The organism is Lentilactobacillus raoultii (assembly GCF_900411375.1).
In the GTDB taxonomy this organism is placed as follows: Bacteria; Bacillota; Bacilli; order Lactobacillales; family Lactobacillaceae; genus Lentilactobacillus; species Lentilactobacillus raoultii.
On sequence record NZ_LS422984.1, the window covers coordinates 649512 to 672054 of the forward strand.

Below are 22543 nucleotides of genomic sequence, written 5' to 3' on the forward strand. Positions count from 1 at the left end.
TTGATTATATAGAAGTCATCAATGATCACTTGACGATGATCATCATCAATTTAGAAACGAAACGTCACTTAATCGGTGGCGTTTTTGTTTACTCTAAAGCTCTAAATTATGAAAGGAAGTTTTTTCAATGGATACAACAGCAGCACAGAACACAGCAGATGGATATTCAATTACCGAATCTGGGACTTTCACCTTTAATACCAATTGCAAGGTGCGAGCCAATCCTTTAATGAGCGATGCCGGTTTAGCCACTTATCAATCAGGACAATCGGTGAATTACTCAGGTAAAGAAAAGAATGATGGTCACTTCTGGTTATCCTATACTGGTAGCGACGGGTCAACAGTCTACGTCCCATATGCCAACATTACTAAAGGGACCTATTTTGGAACAGATTCCAATTCGGACGATCCGATTCAGGCTTCCAGCGGTGGGGATTCAGGTGGTAACTCCGGTTCTGGTGGTGATTCAGGAAGCACTGGTGGTTCGGGTTCAGGTGGCGACTCTGGCTCAGGTGGCGCTACTGGCGGTAGTACAGGTAGCGATGGTTCCCGGCCACAAGGTGGTACTGATACTGGGACACCAACTTTTGAAAGCGAACCGATCACATCAGCGGAATTGGTTACTGCAAATATTCCGGTTCGAGGATATGTAAAGTTGGTCGATAATGGGGCTTATTCAAGAACCCAACCACTCTATTCCAGTGACAAGGTCGATCATTACAAGCAAAATGATGTTATTCATTATTCAGCAAAAGTGCTTGCGGATGGTCGAATTTGGATTGTTGATCCCAAGGGAAACTACGTGACCCTTGGTAAAGTGTCCGCTCCACTGGCAACCAATCCGGCTACAGGTAGTCATAGCACACTTAATTACGTTGAGGATTCAAGTGCTAAGCAACCTTGGAATGATATTTGGAACTATACCAGTTCTTCGGAAGAGCATGATAAAGATGATGATAATTATTCTGATTTATCGTCACTAAGGGAAAGTCCGCAAACTGATTTGGTTCCCAGTGATGCTGAAAATGGGTTAATTAATAAGTTGAAGGGTGATTTGGCTCAGGTTGATCAGGATAATCCAACCAAGGATGATATTCTAATTGGGTTTATCACCGATACTCACTTCAGTAGTTATAAAACTCCCGGTACGGTTCGTGCTCTGCATCAAATCAAATTGATGAGTTACATTGCTCACGAAGTTGGTTTGGATCTTGTGGTCAATGGTGGTGATTTAAATGATGGGGCCGCCCCGATTAATTGGGAAGAAGACGATATTAAGCGAGCAGTTGATGCAACCGCGCTTGGTCGACGACCATTCATTATTCTTCAAGGTAATCATGATGATAATTCAGGATTTGCCCGTGACGACAACCATGACGAGAATAATGGTGAAAACGGTTATTGGCCCGATAACATCATCACGAATAGTGTGGCAAACACAATTCGGCTTTCCCAATTCCAGAGCTATTTAAATGTTGAACCTAATAGCAACAATGCCCTTTACGGTTCTTACAAGATTCCTAACAGTAAGGTCAACGTGATTGCTTTGGATGGATTTGACCAATCTGATGATTATGGAGACTTTGTTACTTCTCGAACTTCATTTAGACATGGCTGGACCCACTTTAGCCAAGACCAACAAGATTGGTTAAAAACAACTCTGGATTCAATTCAAAGTGCTGGAGAAAAAGCACTTATCTTTACCCATATTATGTTCCATGGGCAAACATGGCAGAGTGGTAGCGGGGCTAATCCATTTGCGGAAGCTAAGCAAAAGGATGGCAGCTTTTATCCGAACGTTTCTGAAGGTTACAACATCAAAACCATTATTGAAAACCATGCCGGATCAGTTATTGGTGTTTTTGGTGGCCATACTCACCGAGATGATTCCTGTGTCGAAGGTGGGGTTACCTACCTGACCACGACTTGTGCGTTACCTGATCGGGGTGACGGGCAAGATGCTCGGGTTATTAATACTGACACAGAACCAGCATTTGATATCTTGCAAATCAAACCAAGTGCTAACAAACTATTCCGGCATCGAGTTGGCTGGAGCAATTCGGGGTTGTTTGTTGATCATATTGATTTTTAAAGTGTAATAAAAAATAGGGTAGCAGGTAGAAAAGTCCGTAATGGCAGCTTTTTCTACCTGCTATTTTTAATTTGGATTCATAACTGAGTCACAGTTCTAGCTAGAAACTACGAATTCGGCAACTGACCATTTCTAACAATAATAATGACACCTTGGCCATAAAGAGAACTTTTATTTGAGAATGCGTAAGCGCCAATTTGACTATTTGGAAAAGAGTTAATTCGATCTTGTCCGCTATCGTCAGAGACAGTGACTTTTGTAACATAGTCTTTGAACGACATTTGATTGGCAATGAGTTGTTTCCTGAGAATGTTAGCATCAACAAAGTCATTGTTGCTATCAAGAAACATAAAGGTTGCGTACCTAACTACCTCAGGATATGTTTTATGCGCCCATCGTATAAGCTCATAATCTTTGTTTACGTATTTTGGATACTGATTAGCAATTTTCTGAAGTTGAGGATTAGATTGTGTTCCAGCAAAAAATCCGGCAAGCTCTTGACTCGTACTGTTTGGGACGCTGGAACTTGTAGAATTAGTAGAAGATCCTGAGGAAGACGTGGAACCATTATTACTTGTTCCGTCATTACTATTATTGGGATTTGTCCCAGAATTATCATTTGTTGCTGGCTTCAAATACCCCTTCCAGATCCAACCCTGAAGTGATTGATCAGAGTTGGTGACGTGGTAATAAATAGAGTACATGTTTAAATTCTTTAAGTAGAGTTTTTCATGGGCATCTGTATACCAAGTCACGTTGGCAGTTTCTGTGTTATAGCCATACCGGGTCCCCAAATGTTTGGAAAATCTGGCACCAGTGGGTGCGGTAAACGCATGACGCCCCATCGCTTTGCGCCAGATAAGCTTAACCTCACGTGAGCGTTTAGCAGAGTATTGGCTAGCTGCGGATGTGGTTGATTGAGTTGAAAATAACGTGGCAATCCCGGCCAGGGCAACTGCCAGGCCTTTAATTAATTGGTGTTTCATTAATAACTCGCCTCCATTGCCTATAAGTATAGCGCGGTGAGGTGTTGGTAGAACACAAAAATTCGAATTTGAAAAACAGAAGATGACCCGAATAAATAAATTAAAGGGAACTCAAAGCTACTTAAACAGTGGGCTTTGAGTCCCCTTTTGAATTTATTTTAAAAAAGCTGTCACAACTTGTGCTGGTTGTCGAATATATAGTGAACCAGCAAAAAATAAAAGATCGGAGAGACTATCATGACAAAACAAACTTTTCCATTAGCGTTAAAGGCACTGAAAGACTATCGACAATACGAATTTTTGGTTAAGAAACGACGACAGGAAATTATGTTTCCCTATTACGAGGGGCGGGACAACAACATTGGTGGCGGTCAAGCTGAAAATAAAGTGAATAAGCGGGTTGAAGACTTGGCAATGAGATTAACAAATGATCCCAAACTAAATTGGTTAGCGCTTGAAAAGGCAATGGATTGGTCTTGATGGCAAAGATACCGAGAAGAAGGGTGAATATTATTGGGGAACTCAGCTTGGTCGAATTAAGTACACCCCTGGTCAAACGATTTCCTCTTATACTGAAGTCACTCGCTTAGCCAACCTAATTGCGGCCAATTCGACTGGGACTGATGTTGGTACGCTTAAACGGGTTGAAAGTACAGTTTCTGAAGATTCATCAGTGATGCTCGTTATGGCTGTCACAACGGATAATAAGGCCTACTTCACCTATTATGATTTTCAACAATTGAACGCGTTGCTTGACCAAAAAGACAGCGATACTTCTCATTTCTTGTCATGCAAAGATAGCACTGACGTTCAAGCACTTGCTCATGATTGGGGCTCCTCTCTTGACTTAAAGACAATGTTGCCATTGAGTACATCAATTCAAGGGCTGGCAATTGATTCCAGCCAAGGCGTTTATATTTCTTCCGGGGCTGCCAAAAAGGGTGCCTATATCGCCAAAGCGTCATGGGGCGGTAGCTTTAATCAACAATCAGTTTCTCCTTCAGGTGAAACCGGTTGGGATGCATCAGCTACAAGTCAAGTCGAAATTGAAGGGCTTCAGCTCTATTACGGTGATGTCGACGCAGCAGTTACGAAGCATCTTGATTCAGGTGATAAAAGTTATATTTATTCTTTTCCTGAGACTCAATTTTAATAGTAAACAGTAATTGAAAATGTTAGGTGCAATATAAAAGGACTAAGTTTCCAAGCAGTAGCGACTGCAATGGATAGGATAATTAGTCCTTTTTATTATTTTTGAGGAGGTAACAATGCAATTAAATAAGTACCAAATGTTTTATAGTAATTAAAAGCCTCCTTGTAAATAAGCGTACTGTTCATGCCGATTTGCCATCCCTTATAATCATTTAAATTAATTTTCTGGTTCTTTAAATCATTTAGTACAAAATCGCTAAAGATTAATTTACCACTAACAAATTCTTGAATTTGGTGTTGAGTTGGCGTTGTTAAGAGCTTAATGTATTTAATATTTTGCGATACACCAATTGACTCGTTTTGAAATTCCGATCCTAGAATGTTGTCAAGCTTTGTATCCGCAATGCCATCCAGCTTTTTACTTTCTTTTGTGCCAGTGAACGATTTGATCACGGGCAAGTCCTGATAATATGTAACAGATGAATCGTAATAGTCTTCACCCACTGGCCAGCCTTTAAGATCCTTCAGTTCAGCTTGGCTGGCATGAGGAACACCACCGGGATTATTTTTGGAAATGTTACTTGAAGTTTTGTCAGTCGTTGTTGCACCGGCTGAGTAAGCGCCCTTAACCAAATACCCTTTCCACACATAGCCATGAGTCTTACCTGAAGCATTATTAACATAATAGAAAATCCCTGTTTTATGCCCATTTGTCATCTTAAGGACTTTTGTAGCATACCACGTAGTTTTGGGGTAGTTGGTCAAGTGGTGCTGCTTAACCGTTAAATTACTGTTCCAAAGGTATGCCTTAGTACTGGTCCCGTTCCAGTGGTAGGGGACATTGGTCACCGCCTTAGATGTCACGACGTGGTAAACACCGGCTGCGTGGGTCGAAGGTGTTAATAGATAACCGCCGCCAAGGAAACTAGCTGTTGTTAAGAAGGGAACAATTAGTGCTTTAAATTTCATTATTAAATGCCTCACATCATAATTTATTTTGATTTTTGAATCGTTATTTAAAAAATAATCAAAGAATTTGATTACTACAAAATTAGTATATCGCGATCGGCTATTTTTCGAGGCTTCATTTCGGATTCGAAAGGTGGGTCGATCTAGATGGGGGTGACGGTATTTTGGGTAATCGGGAAAGAATTTGTTGCATATCGGCTTCCTTGAGGGCTGCTGTGATGATAGCCGGGTCAATTTGAGTTGCGGTTGGTAAATGAAACAGTACCAGAAAGTATTTGCCTAAAAGCTTATAAAACATCAGCTCAGGTAACGGTGGTAAGTCACAAGTGTAGGCCAGTGGAGCCCGGGCAGGCTCAGTCATGTGATCGCGATAACAGCGATCAGCAAAGTTAACCATGATGCTTGCCATAATTCGCTGATAGCCCATATCAGGACTTTTCTTGGAGCGGGCCTGTTTGAGAACGGAATGAATCAGGACGGCCAGTTCATCAAATCCAAACAGGTCCATGGCGTCAGAAAATAGGGAAAGAGAGGTTTTAGTCCAACCGTCGCTCTTAAAAATCTGGCAGCGGATTTGCTGTTTCTCGGTATCAGATAGCTCGTTAACTTTATCGGTTAAAATAACTAGGATAAGTTTGCCAAGCGTCTCGAGGTATTGAATTCGGTCCCCTTTTTGGGATTCCTTTTTTAGACGTGTTAAAATAGCGCCTACTGCTTTGGTGTTTGCGTCGAAAAAGGCGGTATACAATTCGGTTCGCAAAGCTTCAAAGTCAAGGGCAGATTTGCTGGGATGAATGTCTTTGGCAATCTGGGCGACGAAATCAACGACGGGGATGCTGTGCATTTTAAGAATCTTTATTAATTCAATTGTGTTTAGATCATGGATGCCATTTTCAACTTTAGAATAGAACGATGGCGAAATGACGCCGGCAGCCATGTCCTTTTGACTTAAGCCAAGTTCCAAACGTTTTGCTTTTAAAAGTTGGGGTAATTCGCTCATAGTTCCGGACTCCTTAATATTAATATTAGAAATTTGTTTAACTCTATTCCCAGAATGGGTGACTGTCAACAGTTAGTGAGTGAACAAAAGCGGTTAACACCCGGAAGATAAGGCGTCGATTGGAGAAAGCCTAGTTTTGGCTTTTTGCCATTAGATCCCTTAGATGCAGTAGATTGTTTGGTAAAGCTGTCCTAAGTGAGCGGATTCAAGCGATTATTTCACGGAATCTAAGGCACTGATAGGAAGAATCCCATTGTGGGAGTGTAGTTGTTTGTGATAAAAAAATAGTCGAGGGAAAAATCCCCCGACTAAATGATGATAGGTTGTTGCAGTAAGTCTTCTTCAGATCGAACGTTAAAAATGTCCTATGTGGTAATCCGACTGAAGAGTAGACGCTAGGTATGCTTAGTATTCGGTGCTCCCCCATTACCACTCGAACTAAGCACTGTCAGCATACGATACAAAATTAGTTGCGTGTTAATTGTTTTCTAATTCGAAAGTTAGCACCATTTGGCAGACGCCACTTGGTTAATCAGGTAACTCTTGGTAGTCAAAATAATCAAAGGTTGCCACTTCGTCGTAGCCGGCGTAATCAACGGCTGCCAGCCCAACGAAAGCGCCGGTAAAGAAGCCACCATAAGTTTGCAAAACATAATCATCTGACAAAACAGCTGCGTCTAAAGTAACGGGTACTTCATGCCAAGTTTGGCCGTCAAACGAGTAGTCGTACGTATAACTTTGTTTGCGGATGCGAGTTCTAAACCAAACGTCAGTCACTTCTTCCGGAATTTGGATGGCTTGATCCTGAAGGTAGGATTTGTAATGACCACGATTGTTTTCAGCAACTTCAATGACCCGACCCTTCTGTTCATCAAAGGTGATGAAAATCCATGACCAGTGTTGATCGTTATAGAAGTTGGTGAGGCCGGCCATTTGCTGGTAACTAAAGGGATCAAAGCTGACTTTGGTTTCGGCGTTAAAGTTAAAGGCTTGCCATCGACTGGCAATCATGGAAACGTCAAAGTTACTGGCAAGCGAGGCATGTCCAATTAGCTTCAACTGGCCATTGCCAAATGAACCGGTCTGATCCGTAAACGGCGTTCGTAAGGTATTCCAGTCGTTGTCCAAAGTAGGCTGATCAAATTCGTCATGACGGGAGTGGATCAATGGTGCGTCAGTTGGGATGGCGTCTTTGGGGGCGTCAACCGTCACTTGACCGCCGTGGCCACCAACTACCCTGGGCCATCCCTGATCATCCCACTCGACTTTTTGAATCGAAGTTTCCCGGCCCAACGTGCTCCAGCCGCGGGGGTCATAGGCCGATTCAGTTGCATGATGCCATGGACGGGCACATAGTGAAGCGTAATACCACTCGCCACCGGGGGTGTTCACCAAAGCGCCGTGACCCTGCTTTTGAATCGGGGAATCAGGAGTGTCAAAATTAGTGATGAAGGGGCCGCCGGGTTCGGTTTCAAATGAATCCGCCTCAAGGCTTTTTGAGCGGGCAACGACTTCTTGATGGGTGAAGACGGTGCCGCCTTGGGCTGCAAACAAATAATACCACCCGCTAATCTTGTATAGATGAGGGCCTTCGACCAATTTGACGTCAGTGCCCCGATAGAGTGTCCGGGCAGTCTTTGGCATTAATTTTAACGTGTCAGGATTTAACTCGGTGCAGGTAATCCCGTTAAACGGATGGTGGTATTCTCGGTGATCCCAAGTTTGCTGAACAAGGTATTTGCGACCGTCGTCATCATGAAAGAGTGAGGCATCAAAGCCAACCCCATTTAATTTAATTGGCTCAGACCAGGGACCCGTAATATCGGTTGCGGTCGTTAAATAGTTGGTCATGTCTTTAAAGGCGCCCTCGGTCACTTTGACATCGGTGAAAACCAGCCAGAATCGACCGTCGGCGTATGACAGATCCGGTGCCCAAATGCCACCCGATGCTGGATTGCCGCGCATATCCAGCAAGGTGGTTGTGGCAAGCGGTGATGGTAATAGTTGCCAGTGAACCAAGTCTTTGGATGAGTGCAGCCGAACGCCGGGAAACCATTCGAATGTTGAATTGGCAATGTAGTAAGTGTCGTTCACCCGAATCATGCTTGGATCGGCGTTGAAACCTGGTAGAACCGGATTTTGTATTTTCATAAAGCAATTCCTCCTAATTGGTTGAGATAGATTTTTAAGCTTAGAGTTTTCCTTCAGCTTTGCGTTGGTCAATTTCAAGGTTGATTTGATCGACATCCCGATCACTCAACGGGTAACGGCTCATAATCCACATAGCGACCAAGGCTAAAACAATTGGAATCCAGATCATCGACCATTGAATTCCCAGTAAAGCTGAGGGACTTTGGGTCGCTTTGGCCCCGTCAAATTTGAAAAAGGCATTGATGTAGCCGGGAATAATCCCGCCAAGAGCCAACCCAATTTTGAAAAACAGTCCCATAATGGCGTTGATAATACCGGCAACCCGCTTTTTGGATTGGTGTTCACCATATGAAACGACTTCTGGGACGAGTGACCACATGTAGCCGGTGGCTGAAGTGATGCCCCACTGCATGAGGAAGCGCCCGAGATATCCCAAGAGTGGTGAATTTTTGAAAGCTGGTAGTTGCCAGACAAACAAAACGATTTGACCAACGATAAACAGTGCTAAAAACAAATAGAAAAATTGTTTTTTACCAATTCGCTTTCGAACAATCGGCCATAGGAATACCAAGAAGATACCGGGAATTGACCCAATCAAGTTGATGGAAGCCATCCATTCGGGATGACCGACATTATATTGCATGTAGAATGGCCAAACGGTGTTGCCGAAAAACATAAAGGTGAACCCGATTAAGAAAAATAGTCCCAGAATTTGAAGTGGCTTGTTTCGCTTGATTTCAGCGAATAAGTCGGTGTATTTAACTGAAGCAGTTTCTTGCTTAGTTGGCAGGACACGTTCCTTAACACCAAGGTAAGTGGCCATCAGTAAGGCAAAGCCGATAACCATGTAGACTGACATCACCAAAAAGTAAGCGCCACCGGCATGGGATGAGGTATAATCCCCCAAGTTTAATTTGAGACCAAACAGGCCGATGTCTTTTAATTGCTTATCCGGGGATGCAAGTTGAACAAATAAGGGAAGAAAAGTGTAAACCATTAAGTTACCGATGTTTGCTTCAGTCATTCGAACGGTCGTTAAAGTTGAAACTTCATTGTTGTCGCGAGTCAGCGACGCATTTAAGGCACCATAAGGAATGTTGACGAACGAATAAATTAGAGCAGTGGCTAAATATGAAAGAAAGGCATAAATCACGCTACCCCTAACGGCGGTCATTGGAAAGAATAACAGGGCCGCACAGACGGTCAGTGGAATCCCAAAATAAAGTAGGAAGGGACGGTACTTTCCGCGTTTAAAGCTGCTTTTGTCAACAACTGCGCCAACCCAGGGATCCCAAAAGACGTTCACCCAACGGACCACTAGAAAAATGGTGGCACCGATTGCGGCAGAGATGCCGTAAACGGTCGTTAAATAAAATAAGAGCATTGAGCCAACAGTTCCAAAGATCAGATTTTGGGCCAAATCACCAGCACCATAACTGATCCGCTCACGCCAGGAAAGTTTTGCAAATTCCTTTTCGGCGACGTGTTGGGTGCTGGGATCTTTAATAGTATCAACCATGTTTTTAACTCCTTTGAATAAGATTAGTTAGTCTGAGATAGATAACTGCTAACAACAACTGAATTGTATCCGCTTACAAAGAAATGGATTAACTTCATTGGTAACACTAATTTGTTAATTTGTGACCAGGTGATTGAGACGATGAGCTTAACAAAGCGGTACCTTAACCGATGATTGTGAAGCATCCGATCCAAAAAAAGCCAAATCCCGACTGAAAATCCAGTTGAGATTTGACTTTTTCTGATGTGCTTGGCGTTGATGATTATTCAAAATACCCGCTTTGAGCAACCGAGCGAACCGAGCGTTTGCGACCGATTTGTTTGCGGTAATTGCTTGGGGTCATTCCCGACCATTTTTTGAATTGCTTGCTAAAGTTTGAAAGGGTACTGGATCCCAACATGAAGGCAACTTCTTCGACTGAATATTCGGCATAACCCAATAAAAGTTTGGCCTTTCTAAATTTCTTTTCTTCAATAAAATGAAGTGGTGTCACGCCGTAAACTTTATGGAAAGTTCGGTGGCCGTAACCAGTGCTGATGTCCAGCTCATCGCAGATATCACCAAAGGAAAAGGGCGCATTCTCAATGTTCTCAACGCCATCTTCAATTCGAGTAGCCATTTTCCGAGCCAGCTTAGCTTCTCGTTCAGTAAAATGAGCCTGATGGTCACTGGATAACGTTGTTAATTCTTGAGTGAGGTGGTAGAGATAGGTGAGTAGTGAGATTTGAATTTTTAAGTTGGTTTGTTCTTCTGTCAAACTAACATCCTTACTAAATTTCACGATTTCCAGTGCGGTTTGCATCGAGATCTTAGCGATGGGGTTGTCTGATGGGATAACGGTGTTGGCTAGAGTGGCAATCATGGCCGACTTGAGCCGTAAACTTTCAAAATTAAAGTGAAAACAAATGTAGGTCAGCTCTTTATCTTTGCTGGCATTTCGATTGGTATGCAATGAACCGGGCGAAATAATTAAAACATTCCCCGGCCCATAAGTCATCGGAGCCAGACCCTTGATTTCAGTTGTTTGTTGACCCTTCAAAAGACACATTAATTCGAAGGCCTGATGTTTTTGTTCGAAAAAACTCCAACCGCCGGGAACAGTGTGCATATGACCGCCGAAGACATAGAGGCCGGATTCAATCATAGGAATTGAAACAAATTTTTTCATCGTGGTAACTTCACTTTCGGATAAATTAGTAACGAAACGATCCTCTTGTATCATAATAAATTACTGTCACGTCGTCAATGAAAGGGCTTACTTGATTTGTCGAAACTGAAAGTGGATTTGTCAATTTATGACCATAGTCGATAAAAATTAATTTATTTTAAAAACGTTTTCATTGGTTGATAAAGTGTGCTATCGTATCATTGATGGTTTGTTAAAAAATGAGCAGATCAAAGCAATAAATAAATTTGATGGAGGCCACAATAATGGCAAAAGTAGCGATGATTACAGGTGCGGCTCAAGGAATCGGGGCTGAAATTGCCGACCATTTGTCTAAAGATGGTTATGATATTGCGATTGCGGACTTACAACCACAAGCTCAAAAAGCTGATGAAGTGATTACGACAGTTGAAAAGAATGGCCAAAAAGCGGTGTTTGTGCCGGTTGATGTGACGGATCAGGCAAGTGTTTCTAAAGCGGTTGCAGTTGCTGCCGAGAAATTAGGCGGCTTTGATGTGATGGTGAATAACGCCGGTATTGCGAAAGTCGATAAGTTTGAAGACATCGATCCCAAAGATTTGGAGTTGAGCTTTAGAGTTAACGTTTTTGGTGTTGTTTACGGGACCCAAGCGGCTGCCAAGAAGTTCAAAGAGCTGGGCGTTCACGGCAAAATCATCAATGCGTCATCAATCGCCGGTATGCGGGCCTTTCCCGTTTGGGCAACGTATTCAGCAACCAAGGCGGCGGTGATTAGTCTGACCCAAGCAGCAGCTAATGAATTGGCGCCGGCTCACATTACGGTCAACGCGTATGCACCAGGAGTGGTTGGCACGACTGGCATGTGGGATGAGATTGATCAAAAAATGTCGGAAATTAACGGCAAACCACTTGGTCAAAACAAACAGGACTTTGTTAACACGATTCCACTGGGTCGAACCGTTGAACCCAACGATATTGCCAACATGGTCAGCTTTTTAGCTAGTCCGGCCGCTGATTTCATTACCGGCCAGGCTTACGCGGTTGACGGTGGGGGCTTGCTGTAACGTTGAGCTCGGTTAACTGATTAATGATGGACTGCTTACTTTTACTAATGGGATGGCTACTAAAGAAGATTTTAATACGAGATAAGCCATTCCGAAATTTACAAAAAGCATTTATCGGATCCTGCTAAACTCCGGTAAATGCTTTTTATGCATTCTGCTAAATAATCACTTTTTTAATTTTGTAATGAACGTTAGCCTAAGAATGAATAAACACTTGTTAACAATAAACTATATATGCTAAAATATTTATACTTACAAGTTGGAGAGCGATTGGCATGATTTCACCTTTGAGTTGAAGGCACACGCCGAGATTAAGAAGGGATCTGATTTAAATGCCAAAGTGTGAAAAATCTTAGTGGAGATTCTGTATGGAAATTGCCATGCTGATTGTTGCGTCTGTTACTATGACGGCAACGGTATTTGGTGTTGTAGTGGCAATTATTGCACTCACCAAAAACAAAGATTAAGACACTAAAAAAGCTCCTCTGACTTTTGGCAAAGTAAACGAGAGCTTTTAGTGTAGCTGTTAGTTGAAAGCCCAACTGCTCTTCTAGCAGGTGAGTCTCAAGTCGGCATACTACTGCCGGCTTTTGTTTTAAATTCATTAAGAATTGCTTCTTATGCTTTTTATTATAAATGTACGTATAATTTCTGTCAATTATGACTGGTTTTACGAAAAGATCCTCTAAATCATTGGTTATTTTAAGTACAAAATACTTTTATTTGCTGTATAATATTAGAAACAAAAGGCCCCCACTTGAAATAACTTGTTTAGTCACTATTGGATTGGGGATGAGGCTGGGAGCCATCAAAGTTGATATGTTAAATAGACAGGGAGGTAAACATGAGAAACAAAGATCGAGTTCTCGGTACATTGTACGGTCAAGCGATCGGTGATGCGATGGGGATGCCGTCGGAATTGTGGCCAGTAGAAAAAATACGTCAGCGGTTTGGTGAAATTACGACATTCTTGGATGGGCCGACTGACAATGACGTGGCCAAGAATTTTGTAAAAGGTGAGTACACAGATGACACCAATCAGGCACTTGCCATCTTGGATGCGCTGATTGAGAATCATTGGCAGCCTGATCAACAGTTGATTGCTAATCACCTGATTGCGTGGGCAATTTCAGTGGATGCCTGGCAAAAAAATATTTTGGGGCCGAGTAGTAAGGCTGCTTTAACGGCCATCAAAGCTGGTCGTGATCCCCGGTCAATTACTGATCAGGCATTAACTAATGGCGCCGGCATGCGGATTGCACCAGTTGGAGCGTTGTTTGAACCTGATGAATTACCAGAATTAGTTTCGTTAGTGGCCCAAGTTACCAAGGTTACCCATTCCAGTGACGTCGCGATCAGCGGGGCCTGTCTAATTGCTGGCGCGGTCACTGCCGGGGTGGTTGATCAATCTTGGGATGAGATGATGACTTTTGCCCTTCAAGCAAGTGATCTTGGTTTGAAAATGGGTGCACCAACTTGGGCAGCTAAAGTTCACGCCCGACTTGAATTGGGACTGGCACTTGCCAAACGTTATCGAGGCCACACCGCTGCCTTTTCCAAAGCGATTTATGACCTGATCGGCACTGGCACCATGGTTTCAGAAAGTGTTCCAGCTGCTGTGGCGATTGCCTACTTTACCCGAAACGTCGCTGACTGCGCCCGACTTTGTGCCAATTTAGGTGGTGATACGGATACCATTGGGGCCATGGCCTGTGCCATCTGTGGTGCTAAAACCGGGATTGATGAATTGCCACTTGAATGGATTACTTTAATTGATGAACGAAATTCTCAACATGATTTAAAAAAGTATGCGGAAAAAATGATGCGTTTTCAACTTTCGACAAGGGGGTAACAAGATGACACAAACAGAAATCAAAGTGGCTGAATCCAACCGAACATTGACGCCGGGCAAGTTATTCTATAACTGGTTTGCGGCCAATGTTGGGATTATGGGCTTTGTCTTTGGCGCCATGATTGTCAGCTATCATTTATCTTTTTTTCAAGCAATTCTGGCTTCGCTAGTCGGCGCGTTGTCGTTTTTGATACCGGGATGGGTAGCAATGATTGGCCAACGTGAAGGGGTGACCACCTTTAAACTCAGTCGAGCCGCGTACGGGATTAATGGCAACAAGTTGCCAAACGTGATCGCCTGGATTAACATGGTCGGCTGGTTAGCGGTAAATATTATCACCGGTACGCTGTTGCTGGTTTCACTATTTCAGGTGATTCATGTAAAAAAATCACCGCTGACGTTAGCGATTGCCCTCATTATTTTTGGTGGCTTGGTCCTTTTGTCCGGCTTTTTAAATGAAACAACGTTAGGCAAAATTCAAACTTGGTTGAGTTGGCTGTTCGGCCTTTTAACGTTACTGATTCTGGGGCTATTTTTGATGAAAGCCAATTGGCAGGCGGCCATTAACTTGCCGTCTGGCAGTTGGTTGAGTGGTTTTCTGCCAGCCGTTAGTATTGTTGCTGCAGGATCGGGTATTTCTTGGTCCATGGCGGCAGCTGATTGGGGTGCGTATGTCCAACCCAAAGCCAGCCAAGCAGCTACATTTTGGCAAACTACGCTGGGCGGTGCCGTCCCGTTATTTGTCTTAATGGCAGGTGGTGTGTTGCTAAGCACCATTGAACCGACTTTGGCAACCACGGGTGACCCGTTTGGTGTGATGTACGCGGCCCTGCCAAGTTGGATCGGGGTTCTATACTTTCTGGTGGCGGCCGGTGGTTTGGTACCACAATGTATCATTTCACTGCGATCGGCACGAATTAATTTGGCCACTATTGGGATCAAAGTCTCTCAGCCGGTTTCACTAATCCTTCACGGCACCATTATCATCCTGATTCCGGTTTATGTGTTATTTATTTCAGGCAATTTTTTGAGTAATTTTGAATTATTCTTAGGCTTTTTAGGTATCTGTCTGGCAAGTTGGGTGGCCGTTTTCTTATGTGATGCCGTATTGTATCGAACACGGGGATATCGACTAACACTGATGACGCCGCAATCAGGACCGGCTTATAATTGGCGAGGTTTGATTTCATGGTTGGTGGCGACAATTACCGGTTTTCTGTTCACCAATAACGCCATTTGGACAGGTCCCTTTGCCCATGGGATTTTTAAAAATAACAGTTTGGGCGTTTTCGTGGCTGCGTTGGTGGCCGTTATTTGCATGGGGATCGGCCGACTAATTGGTCAATCCCAGGAAGCGGTGGTTAAATGAAACGGACACTGGTCTTAGGAGCTGCCTTTGTCGATGTTCTCATGACTGTCCCACGATTACCGATTTCCGGTGAGGACGTCACTGGCAACTGGCTTGGAAATCAGATTGGTGGTTCGGCGTTTAACGTTTTTGGTGCACTTCGATATGCTCACCAGGCGGCTGACCTGGGAGTGCCGGTTGGTCAGGGACCAAATGCGGATCAAGTCAAGTGGTTCTTGAAACAGCACAATTTGTCGACTCTGGTTGAAAGTGATGGGAAAGACAATGGCTGGGATTTGGCGATGATTGAACCTAGTGGCGAGCGAACTTTTTTGACAGCGCCTGGCATTGAACAGTGTTGGCGGCCGGAGTGGTTTAAACAGGTTGAAATGGCTCAATACGACACCATTTATGTGAGTGGTTACGAAATGGAAGCCGTTCAGGCAGCTAATGTTATTCTGGATCAGCTGGAAAAACGCCGACCCGATAGTGTGCTGTTATTTGATGCATCACCGAGGATTGCGGCCATCGATGATACCATTATCAAGCGGTTGAAATCCCAAAAAGCTTGGTTTCACTGCAACGAAAGCGAGCTTAATCAATTAACGAGCCAGGCTGATTTTTCTGATCGAGTGAGCCAATTGGTAAAGGAGACTCAAGCGCCGGTGATTGTGACGTTGGGTAGTCGCGGGTCATTTGTGATGACCAAGCAGATGAAAACTGGGAAATTGGTACCAGCCACTTCAGTCCCAATTGTCAATACCATTGGGGCTGGCGACACGCATTGCGGTGGTCTTTTAGCAGGCTTAAATCAAGGGATGATGGTCAAAGACGCCGTGGCTTTTGCCAATCAGTTGGCTGGTCGAGTGGTGCAGATGGAGTCGGGGACACTGTTGATGGAATGAATTAATGATTAGTAATTATAGAGAATTTTAAAAGGGCATTTTTTGAAGAGAGTCTGATAATCTATACAAACGATTTTTAAGAACTTTTGGCTTTCTTCTTGCTCTTTTTGTTGTTAAGAATTCTGCCAAAAAACTGTTATTTTACGCGAACTCTAAAAGAGAAATATCAATGTTGTTTGTTTTGTTAAAATGCAGAAATAATTAATTGGTGATTTGGCCGATCGTCACTGGAATTATCCTAAATGCAGGGCTTTTCACATTCGAGATCATAATGCAGCCCTTAATATTTTAGCAAAAGGCCGGACTAAATTAACCTAGACTAGATCGTTCCTCTGGCAACCTGGGAACGTTAAAAGGCGTTGGTAATTAGCTGACCTCTACTTAGTCGACTTCGGTTGGTTAAGCAAGTCGGCTGTATCTACGCAAGTTGTGATTGCAGGGTTTTTGAATTCTAGTGCTCACAAGTTCTTGATTTTTATCAAGGATGGTTGACCGTTAAGTCAGATTAATAAGAATAAATTTATTTCAATCAGTTATTATTTTTAATCAATTCACTGAAGCATGACATGATTTAAATATAATGTCTAACGTTTATCGGTTCTTGAAAACGTTGGCATTATATTTTTTATTAATTGATGATTAAATACTTATAAATAGAAAAAGCGATCCCGCCTACTACTGGGAAGTTGAATTAATTACTAGACATAAACTATTTCAAACTGATGAGTTAATAATTATTGTGACAGTACAATTCATTGGGACACGCCAAAAAATCATGAACTACTAGTGATCGATAGTAGGGAGAAAGGCAGTCTTTAAAAGAAACGCAACACATTGTATTTTCAATTAAATAATTTCAAACTCAATATTTGTTTTTTCTCAATGTAATAAGCTGGGAAGAAATCTTAATTGAATAATTTCATTTAATTTTAACGTGTTAATCAATAAAGTTTGTTAAATGAATAGGAGAATTAGGTGCCACAGATATGAGGATAATCGATAAAAAACATCAATTATTACCGTTTTCTGGTACAATCAGCTTGAAACAAAAATAATGATGATCTGGGGTGCCAAAATGGCTGAGATAATACCCATGGAACCTGATGCAGTTAGGACTGCCGCAGGAAGATCGAGAAGTAGTGATCGACTTGAGTAGGGAAAGTGGGTCTTCTAATTGTTATGATGGCCACCAGTCAAATCATCGAGGAGGACTTACAATGTCACTATCTGAAGAAATGATTCAGGAAGCACAACCTTACCTAATTGCCAACGAGAAGCATCCGTTTGTTCAAGGAATTATTAAGGGCCAGTTAACGCCGGCCCAGTTGCAATACTATGATCGACAAGATATTGCTTTTGAATATAACGAGGTGGCCGTGATTACAGCATTGGTGAATGCTAGTACGAGCACTGAACAAGCATTGCTGTTTCAAAAACGGCTGACCTTACAATTATCAATGCTCAAAGATTGGTTGAAACGCGAACCAGCTGATGGGCCACACGATTGGGAAAGCCTGAAACAAGCGCCGATTCAACCGATTAATCAGCTTTACCGGCAGCACATGGTCGCGACCATTCCAACCCATAGCGTTTTACAAATTCTACCATCATTTGCGGCCGGTGAGTGGATGTACATTGAACTGGGCAAGTTTATGGAGACCCAAACCAGAGTTGAAACCGAACCGTTTCGCAGCTTTTTGACGCTCAGTAATCAGGATTTTCTTGGGCCAAGAGGCTATATCCAACAGTTTTTCGACATCATTGATCACGAAGCTCAAACTGCTTCGACTCAAGAACAGCAACGGGCCAAGGCGACTTTTCTGAAAAGCTGTTTGCTGGAGTGGTATTTTTGGGATGCTGCTTATAAACAAATTACTTGGGAAAACTGGCAGACGATGGCTTTGAAGGGGCAGGCTGGTTTAGGATTATAGAAATAGATACAAAGAAGAAGCGATGGCCGTTGAGTGCTGATTGGTCATCGCTTCTTTTGATGCAGCTATTTTAAAACCATAAAGCGGTTTAACTATGATATTAATAGAAACTAGTGCCTAGTACAGGTGTGTAAACAGTTTGTGAACCTGTAGACAATACAGCGGTCCCTGTTAAGGAATGGCTCGCTCCGGTTTCCATAATTATTCTCCTAACTTTTTTTGTAAACCGTTTAAACCCCATAGGTGGAAGACTAACATTTTTAGTTAGTGCTACTTTGCCGTCAATGTAAAAAGTGACGGACATTTGAACCGTTTGTGGGATTGAAGAAGCGATCGCTCCGTTTATCTCCACCTTTCTAGAATTAATTCTATGTACATTTCCATTCGCAACAACTATTCCTCCGGATGTAAGTGTTGTACCAGAATCGGAACCCTCACTGGCTGGTTGCTGTGCCCCCCTGTGGGTTATTTGTTGTTGAAGAGGAGTTATTGTCTGGTGTTGCTGTGTCATTTCCGTTAACTTTAAATTGTACGGAGTATGGATCGTATGGATAACTGTCATTGTTTTCAGGTGCTGAAGAAGTTGTAGCATCAACACTTGAAGATTCAGATGACACGCTTTGGGAGCTCTCGTTGCTACTTGTAACATTTGAGCTTTAAGAACTTGTTGTTTGCATGCCCACACCTGTACTCGATGCTGAAGCAGAAGAAACTGACGTTGAAGAGGCAAAGACATTACTTCCTGTTACCGCACCCCAATGCACTTACTAAAACTAAACCGCTTAAAAGAACTTTCTTTCAAATTTTCTCATTTCCATGTAATAAGGAGAACATATAGAAAAGTCATACGAAACCCTCGATTAGTTTCAATAGTAGATAGATAGTGAAGAAAATGCCTATAAGAAGTAAGGTGAGAAATATTTCAGTAATCGGCATAAAATCAACAAAAAGGCCTGAAAATCTGCCGAAACGCTTGCTAAATTTAATGGTTAAATAGTCAGCTAAGTTATAAACCCATGCAAAAATATCTCCAATTTGACTGAATATTTTTTTCAACCTTTTCTCCTTCTTTAATCTTTATCAATATGTAGTATACGATAATGTTTGAACATAATTCAAAGACAAAACTGCATCCGTTTAAAATCAGATCTTTGCTGGCTTTGCTTTTGGGACTCTCCAAACAATTATTTTTAAATCCAGGTATACCTAATTAATTAGTAATTTTTGGTGTAAAGATTAAAAGTCGATTCTCAAACACTATAGTTTTGATCCGTCTTGATTTTTTCTTATGATTAATCTGTAATTGTTTCTTGGACGTGGTATCTTATTGAAGAATAGTGAGGAGGAAATTAACATGGAAACTATCAAAACCCAAAAGCAAGGTAATGCGATTACTTTAACCGTTCCGCAATCATTTCACATTGGAGCGGGCGTTAATACCAATCCAATACTAACGTTGAACGGGATTTTTTATAAATTTGTGGATAATGACGAATTTTGGGACTTTGACATCGACATCTTGAAGGATTTAGTTAAACAGGGGTATCAAAGTACTGCTCTTGTGTCACACTTTAAAGCCCTAAAATCTGACGTGCCTTCTGCTTTAGGCAAATTGATTGAAGATGCTGAAGAGCAGCCTATAATGACAAAATCGGAGTTTGAAAAAGAAATTGGTTTATAGGGGCTGACCACTAAACTAGGGATTGCGTAGCGTGAATTACCCTTTATTCGATTAATAATGGCTAAATACCCACAAAATTCCTCGTAATTTTGAATTGTATCTTAATTAAAAAGCTAATAACCACATGTCTTTAGTGTGATCATTAGCTTTCGGATTTTAAGGCAACTATTTTAATTGATTACAGGTGATGGATTTCAAATTAACGATCCGTTAGTCAATCACAACTAACGATTTAATCGCTTCCCGCTTAGCCATCGCTTGATAGGCTTCATCAATGTTGTCGAGACTAAAGCGCTTGGTGAAGACTTTGCCGGGGTGAATCTCGCCATCCAAAACAGCTTTCAGCAAAACCTGCTTATCATAGGTTGTGACGGAAGCCGGTCCGCCAGCAACTGCTGTATTTTGATAGAATGGCGTGGTTAAATCAGTTTTTGGCGTATGCGGTAGGCCAACTCGACCGATAATTGCACCTGGTCGGGCAATCTTCAATGCGGTGTCGGTGGATAATTCTGTGCCAACACATTCGAGAACTGCATCCGCGCCGGCGCCGTTAGTGATCGCCATCACTTTTTTAACTGCTTCATCACCACGTTCCGGCACAATGTCGGTGGCACCAAATTCGCGAGCCAATTTTTGCCGATCTTCGTGGCGGCTCATCGCGATAATCCGTTTGGCACCCCGCATTTGGGCAGCAATCACACCACACAAACCAACAGCGCCATCACCAACGACGGCAACTGTGTCACCGGTTTTAACATTGGCCACCCGGGCAGCATGATAACCGGTCGCCATGACGTCAGCCAACGAGAGTAGTGAATTAAGCATCCCGTCAGAGTAGTCTTCCGGTTGGCCGGGCACTTTGATGAGTGACCACTCGGCGTGTTGGTAACGAACATATTCGGCCTGACAGCCGGCACTAAAATTATCCTGATGAGTTTGGCAACTGCCTTCGTAACCGGCCCGACAGGCAGCACAATGACCACAGCCGTGAGTGAACGGTGCAATGACAAAATCACCTGGTTTAACAGTGGTAATGTCATCGCCAACTTCTTCAACAATTCCCAAAGCCTCGTGGCCACTGTTTTCTGAGTTGGCTGGTTTGTCTTCCAGCCCACGATAGGCCCACAAATCTGAACCGCAAACACATGCTCGAATAATGTGGAGAATCACGTCATCAGCCTTTTGTAGTTTTGGTTTTTCAACGTTTCCAATTTCAACTTTCCCCGGTTTTACAAAAATGGTTTCTTTCAATTGTAGGACTCCCTTTAATTATCTGCTACAAGGTTATTTTAACACTTGAAGGATAACAGGATTTCGGCGAAAAATCGATCTAGAATTTGCACACTGGTCTGGAATGTAAATTTTGAGTATCACTTTGGTAATTTTTGGGTAAATTCCAGTTTCACCACCCCATTTTATGGCATCCTAAATAAGTAATAAATCTTAACGATAGGGGACAAAAATGATGCTGGATATGATTAAAGCGGTAATCCTGGGCATTGTGGAAGGGATTACCGAGTTTTTGCCGATTAGTTCAACCGGTCATTTGATTTTAGTGGATGAATTCATCAAAATGCACGAATCGACGCAGTTCACGGACATGTTTAACGTGGTGATTCAACTGGGGGCCATCATGGCAGTAGTAGTACTATATTTTCACAAGTTAAACCCATTGTCACCAAGAAAAGCGCCACTTGAAAAGCGGGCGACCTGGATTTTATGGGCTAAAGTGATTGTTGCCGTCTTGCCGTCGGTGGTTTTGGGACTGTTGTTCAATGATTGGATGGATGCGCACCTGATGAACTGGGAAGTTGTGTCGGCAATGTTACTGCTTTACGGGGTTCTGTTCATCTTAATTGAGAATCGAAATGCCAAGCGGCAGCCGCGGTTCACAGATTTGAATCGATTACCTTACCAAACTGCATTTATCATCGGGATGTTTCAATTATTGTCGCTGGTCCCGGGAACGTCACGATCTGGGGCGACCATTCTTGGCGCAATCTTGATTGGCACGTCGCGGTATGTCGCCACCGAGTTTTCCTTCTTTCTAGCAATTCCGACGATGTTTGGCGCATCGCTATTAAAAGTTTATAAATATTTTGATCATGGCGGCACGTTCACTGGAACCCAAAGTGCAGTCTTGGCAATCGGAATGTTGGTGTCGTTTGTGGTGGCCTATCTGGCTATTCGCTTTCTGCTAAACTACATTAAAAATAACAACTTCAAAATTTTTGGCTGGTACCGAATTGCCCTGAGTCTGATTGTGATTGCTTACTTTGGGTTGATTGCCAGATAATCAGTCAGGATGTCTGATGATCACATTGTTGTCTGGTATAATGAACTAAAGCTTTTTGCCAACTTGATTGTCATCAAGTTAGTTTTCGAAATTCAGGATGATCAGTCGAATGATTATCCGGTAGTGGTTTCAGGGCAGGGCGCTTGTCCACCTGAAGATTCCGGTGGGGTTTATGGCTGGTTGGCGACTTACGAAGCCTACAAAGATCCTAAGAACCCGGATCACGACGATGCGGTTGAATGGTTGACCGAATCGGAGCAGTTGCCGGAAGAGATGTCATTTGATTTGGATGATGTTAACCAATTTCTCAAAGCTCGTGTAAAACTTTAAAATAAAAGCTGCCAGTAACGTTATCGCTTTCACTCAAGAAGTGATCATTATTCGGCAGCTTTTTAAAATTTAATTTAAAGCGGTTATCGGTTGGAAGTCTTAGAAATGCATGTTAAAGTAAGA

19 protein-coding genes and 1 riboswitch are annotated in these 22543 nt (G+C 42.6%); of the genes, 11 read left to right on the forward strand and 8 right to left on the reverse strand.

Features of this window, described 5'->3' with window-relative positions:
• Nucleotides 1-127: 127 nt before the first annotated feature.
• Nucleotides 128-2092 (forward strand): SH3 domain-containing protein, encoded by a 1965-nt coding sequence (locus ED605_RS14685; protein WP_191981341.1) that lies wholly within the window; start codon nt 128-130, stop codon nt 2090-2092.
• A gap of 107 nt (nt 2093-2199) precedes the next feature.
• On the opposite strand, the gene ED605_RS04685 is transcribed toward ED605_RS14685, so the two are convergent.
• Nucleotides 2200-3078: a hypothetical protein gene (locus ED605_RS04685; RefSeq protein ID WP_121977719.1), complete on the reverse strand. Its 879-nt coding sequence runs from the start codon at nt 3076-3078 to the stop codon at nt 2200-2202.
• A 237-nt stretch (nt 3079-3315) separates the two neighbouring features.
• Between ED605_RS04685 and ED605_RS04690 the strand changes: the two genes are divergently transcribed.
• Nucleotides 3316-3558: a hypothetical protein gene (locus ED605_RS04690; RefSeq protein ID WP_121977720.1), complete on the forward strand. Its 243-nt coding sequence runs from the start codon at nt 3316-3318 to the stop codon at nt 3556-3558.
• Entirely contained in the window at nt 3533-4231 is a 699-nt protein-coding gene (locus ED605_RS04695) for a helveticin J family class III bacteriocin (RefSeq protein WP_121977721.1), read from the forward strand. The genes ED605_RS04690 and ED605_RS04695 overlap by 26 nt, the downstream gene beginning before the upstream one ends.
• 95 nt (nt 4232-4326) lie before the next feature.
• On the opposite strand, the gene ED605_RS04700 is transcribed toward ED605_RS04695, so the two are convergent.
• From ED605_RS04700 to ED605_RS04720, 5 genes are all read right to left on the reverse strand, one after another.
• Nucleotides 4327-5199: a hypothetical protein gene (locus ED605_RS04700; protein ID WP_121977722.1), complete on the reverse strand. Its 873-nt coding sequence runs from the start codon at nt 5197-5199 to the stop codon at nt 4327-4329.
• A 115-nt stretch (nt 5200-5314) separates the two neighbouring features.
• Nucleotides 5315-6199: a helix-turn-helix domain-containing protein gene (locus ED605_RS04705; RefSeq protein WP_121977723.1), complete on the reverse strand. Its 885-nt coding sequence runs from the start codon at nt 6197-6199 to the stop codon at nt 5315-5317.
• 528 nt (nt 6200-6727) lie between these two features.
• Nucleotides 6728-8350, reverse strand: coding sequence for a glycoside hydrolase family 43 protein (locus ED605_RS04710; RefSeq protein WP_121977724.1), 1623 nt, complete (start codon nt 8348-8350; stop codon nt 6728-6730).
• 40 nt (nt 8351-8390) lie between these two features.
• A complete protein-coding gene (locus tag ED605_RS04715) occupies nt 8391-9869 on the reverse strand; it encodes an MFS transporter (protein WP_121977725.1) in 1479 nt (492 codons plus the stop codon).
• A 262-nt stretch (nt 9870-10131) separates the two neighbouring features.
• Entirely contained in the window at nt 10132-11037 is a 906-nt protein-coding gene (locus tag ED605_RS04720) for an AraC family transcriptional regulator (RefSeq protein ID WP_121977726.1), read from the reverse strand.
• Between the two features lie 260 nt (nt 11038-11297).
• Here ED605_RS04720 and ED605_RS04725 point away from each other — a divergent pair, with 260 nt between their 5' ends.
• The 5 genes from ED605_RS04725 (at nt 11298) to ED605_RS04750 (ending at nt 18113) form a co-directional block, all read left to right on the forward strand.
• On the forward strand, nt 11298-12077 hold the full coding sequence (locus tag ED605_RS04725) for an acetoin reductase (RefSeq protein WP_370824499.1): 780 nt from the start codon (nt 11298-11300) through the stop codon (nt 12075-12077).
• An 844-nt stretch (nt 12078-12921) separates the two neighbouring features.
• Nucleotides 12922-13929, forward strand: a complete 1008-nt coding sequence (locus ED605_RS04730) for an ADP-ribosylglycohydrolase family protein (protein ID WP_121977728.1) — start codon at nt 12922-12924, stop codon at nt 13927-13929.
• Nucleotides 13930-13933: 4 nt separating this feature from the next.
• Nucleotides 13934-15298, forward strand: a complete 1365-nt coding sequence (locus ED605_RS04735) for a purine-cytosine permease family protein (protein WP_121977729.1) — start codon at nt 13934-13936, stop codon at nt 15296-15298.
• Nucleotides 15295-16182 carry a PfkB family carbohydrate kinase gene (locus tag ED605_RS04740; protein WP_121977730.1) on the forward strand — a complete coding sequence of 296 codons (888 nt, stop codon included), beginning with the start codon at nt 15295-15297 and terminating at the stop codon, nt 16180-16182. The genes ED605_RS04735 and ED605_RS04740 overlap by 4 nt, the downstream gene beginning before the upstream one ends.
• Before the next feature lie 1053 nt (nt 16183-17235).
• A riboswitch (TPP riboswitch) is annotated at nt 17236-17326 on the forward strand.
• A 73-nt stretch (nt 17327-17399) separates the two neighbouring features.
• Nucleotides 17400-18113, forward strand: coding sequence for a TenA family protein (locus tag ED605_RS04750; protein WP_121977731.1), 714 nt, complete (start codon nt 17400-17402; stop codon nt 18111-18113).
• Between the two features lie 100 nt (nt 18114-18213).
• Here ED605_RS04750 and ED605_RS04755 read toward each other — a convergent pair whose 3' ends face one another.
• Complete coding sequence (locus tag ED605_RS04755) at nt 18214-18843, reverse strand: hypothetical protein (RefSeq protein ID WP_121977732.1); 630 nt, start codon at nt 18841-18843, stop codon at nt 18214-18216.
• A 624-nt stretch (nt 18844-19467) separates the two neighbouring features.
• On the opposite strand from ED605_RS04755, the gene ED605_RS04765 reads away from it, so the two are divergent.
• Complete coding sequence (locus ED605_RS04765; RefSeq protein ID WP_121977734.1) at nt 19468-19794, forward strand: toxin-antitoxin system; 327 nt, start codon at nt 19468-19470, stop codon at nt 19792-19794.
• A gap of 210 nt (nt 19795-20004) precedes the next feature.
• Here ED605_RS04765 and ED605_RS04770 read toward each other — a convergent pair whose 3' ends face one another.
• Nucleotides 20005-21045 (reverse strand): zinc-dependent alcohol dehydrogenase family protein, encoded by a 1041-nt coding sequence (locus tag ED605_RS04770; RefSeq protein WP_121977735.1) that lies wholly within the window; start codon nt 21043-21045, stop codon nt 20005-20007.
• Between the two features lie 214 nt (nt 21046-21259).
• Between ED605_RS04770 and ED605_RS04775 the strand changes: the two genes are divergently transcribed.
• The gene (locus tag ED605_RS04775; RefSeq protein WP_121977736.1) at nt 21260-22090 is read left to right on the forward strand and encodes an undecaprenyl-diphosphate phosphatase; all 831 of its coding nucleotides are present in this window, start codon (nt 21260-21262) and stop codon (nt 22088-22090) included.
• A 9-nt stretch (nt 22091-22099) separates the two neighbouring features.
• Complete coding sequence (locus tag ED605_RS04780; RefSeq protein WP_121977737.1) at nt 22100-22420, forward strand: IS1096 element passenger TnpR family protein; 321 nt, start codon at nt 22100-22102, stop codon at nt 22418-22420.
• The last annotated feature ends 123 nt before the right edge of the window (nt 22421-22543 follow it).

Excerpts from the sequence above, each read along its gene's own strand:
- ED605_RS04735 (WP_121977729.1), top strand. The coding sequence starts at position 13,934 with ATGACACAAACAGAAATCAAAGTGGCTGAATCCAACCGAACATTGACG.
- ED605_RS04700 (WP_121977722.1), bottom strand. The coding sequence starts at position 5,199 with ATGAAATTTAAAGCACTAATTGTTCCCTTCTTAACAACAGCTAGTTTC.
- ED605_RS04765 (WP_121977734.1), top strand. The coding sequence starts at position 19,468 with ATGGAAACTATCAAAACCCAAAAGCAAGGTAATGCGATTACTTTAACC.
- ED605_RS04730 (WP_121977728.1), top strand. The coding sequence starts at position 12,922 with ATGAGAAACAAAGATCGAGTTCTCGGTACATTGTACGGTCAAGCGATC.
- ED605_RS04690 (WP_121977720.1), top strand. The coding sequence starts at position 3,316 with ATGACAAAACAAACTTTTCCATTAGCGTTAAAGGCACTGAAAGACTAT.
- ED605_RS04720 (WP_121977726.1), bottom strand. The coding sequence starts at position 11,037 with ATGAAAAAATTTGTTTCAATTCCTATGATTGAATCCGGCCTCTATGTC.
- ED605_RS04775 (WP_121977736.1), top strand. The coding sequence starts at position 21,260 with ATGCTGGATATGATTAAAGCGGTAATCCTGGGCATTGTGGAAGGGATT.
- ED605_RS04685 (WP_121977719.1), bottom strand. The coding sequence starts at position 3,078 with ATGAAACACCAATTAATTAAAGGCCTGGCAGTTGCCCTGGCCGGGATT.
- ED605_RS04780 (WP_121977737.1), top strand. The coding sequence starts at position 22,100 with ATGTCTGATGATCACATTGTTGTCTGGTATAATGAACTAAAGCTTTTT.
- ED605_RS04750 (WP_121977731.1), top strand. The coding sequence starts at position 17,400 with ATGTCACTATCTGAAGAAATGATTCAGGAAGCACAACCTTACCTAATT.
- ED605_RS04710 (WP_121977724.1), bottom strand. The coding sequence starts at position 8,350 with ATGAAAATACAAAATCCGGTTCTACCAGGTTTCAACGCCGATCCAAGC.
- ED605_RS04705 (WP_121977723.1), bottom strand. The coding sequence starts at position 6,199 with ATGAGCGAATTACCCCAACTTTTAAAAGCAAAACGTTTGGAACTTGGC.
- ED605_RS04715 (WP_121977725.1), bottom strand. The coding sequence starts at position 9,869 with ATGGTTGATACTATTAAAGATCCCAGCACCCAACACGTCGCCGAAAAG.
- ED605_RS14685 (WP_191981341.1), top strand. The coding sequence starts at position 128 with ATGGATACAACAGCAGCACAGAACACAGCAGATGGATATTCAATTACC.
- ED605_RS04740 (WP_121977730.1), top strand. The coding sequence starts at position 15,295 with ATGAAACGGACACTGGTCTTAGGAGCTGCCTTTGTCGATGTTCTCATG.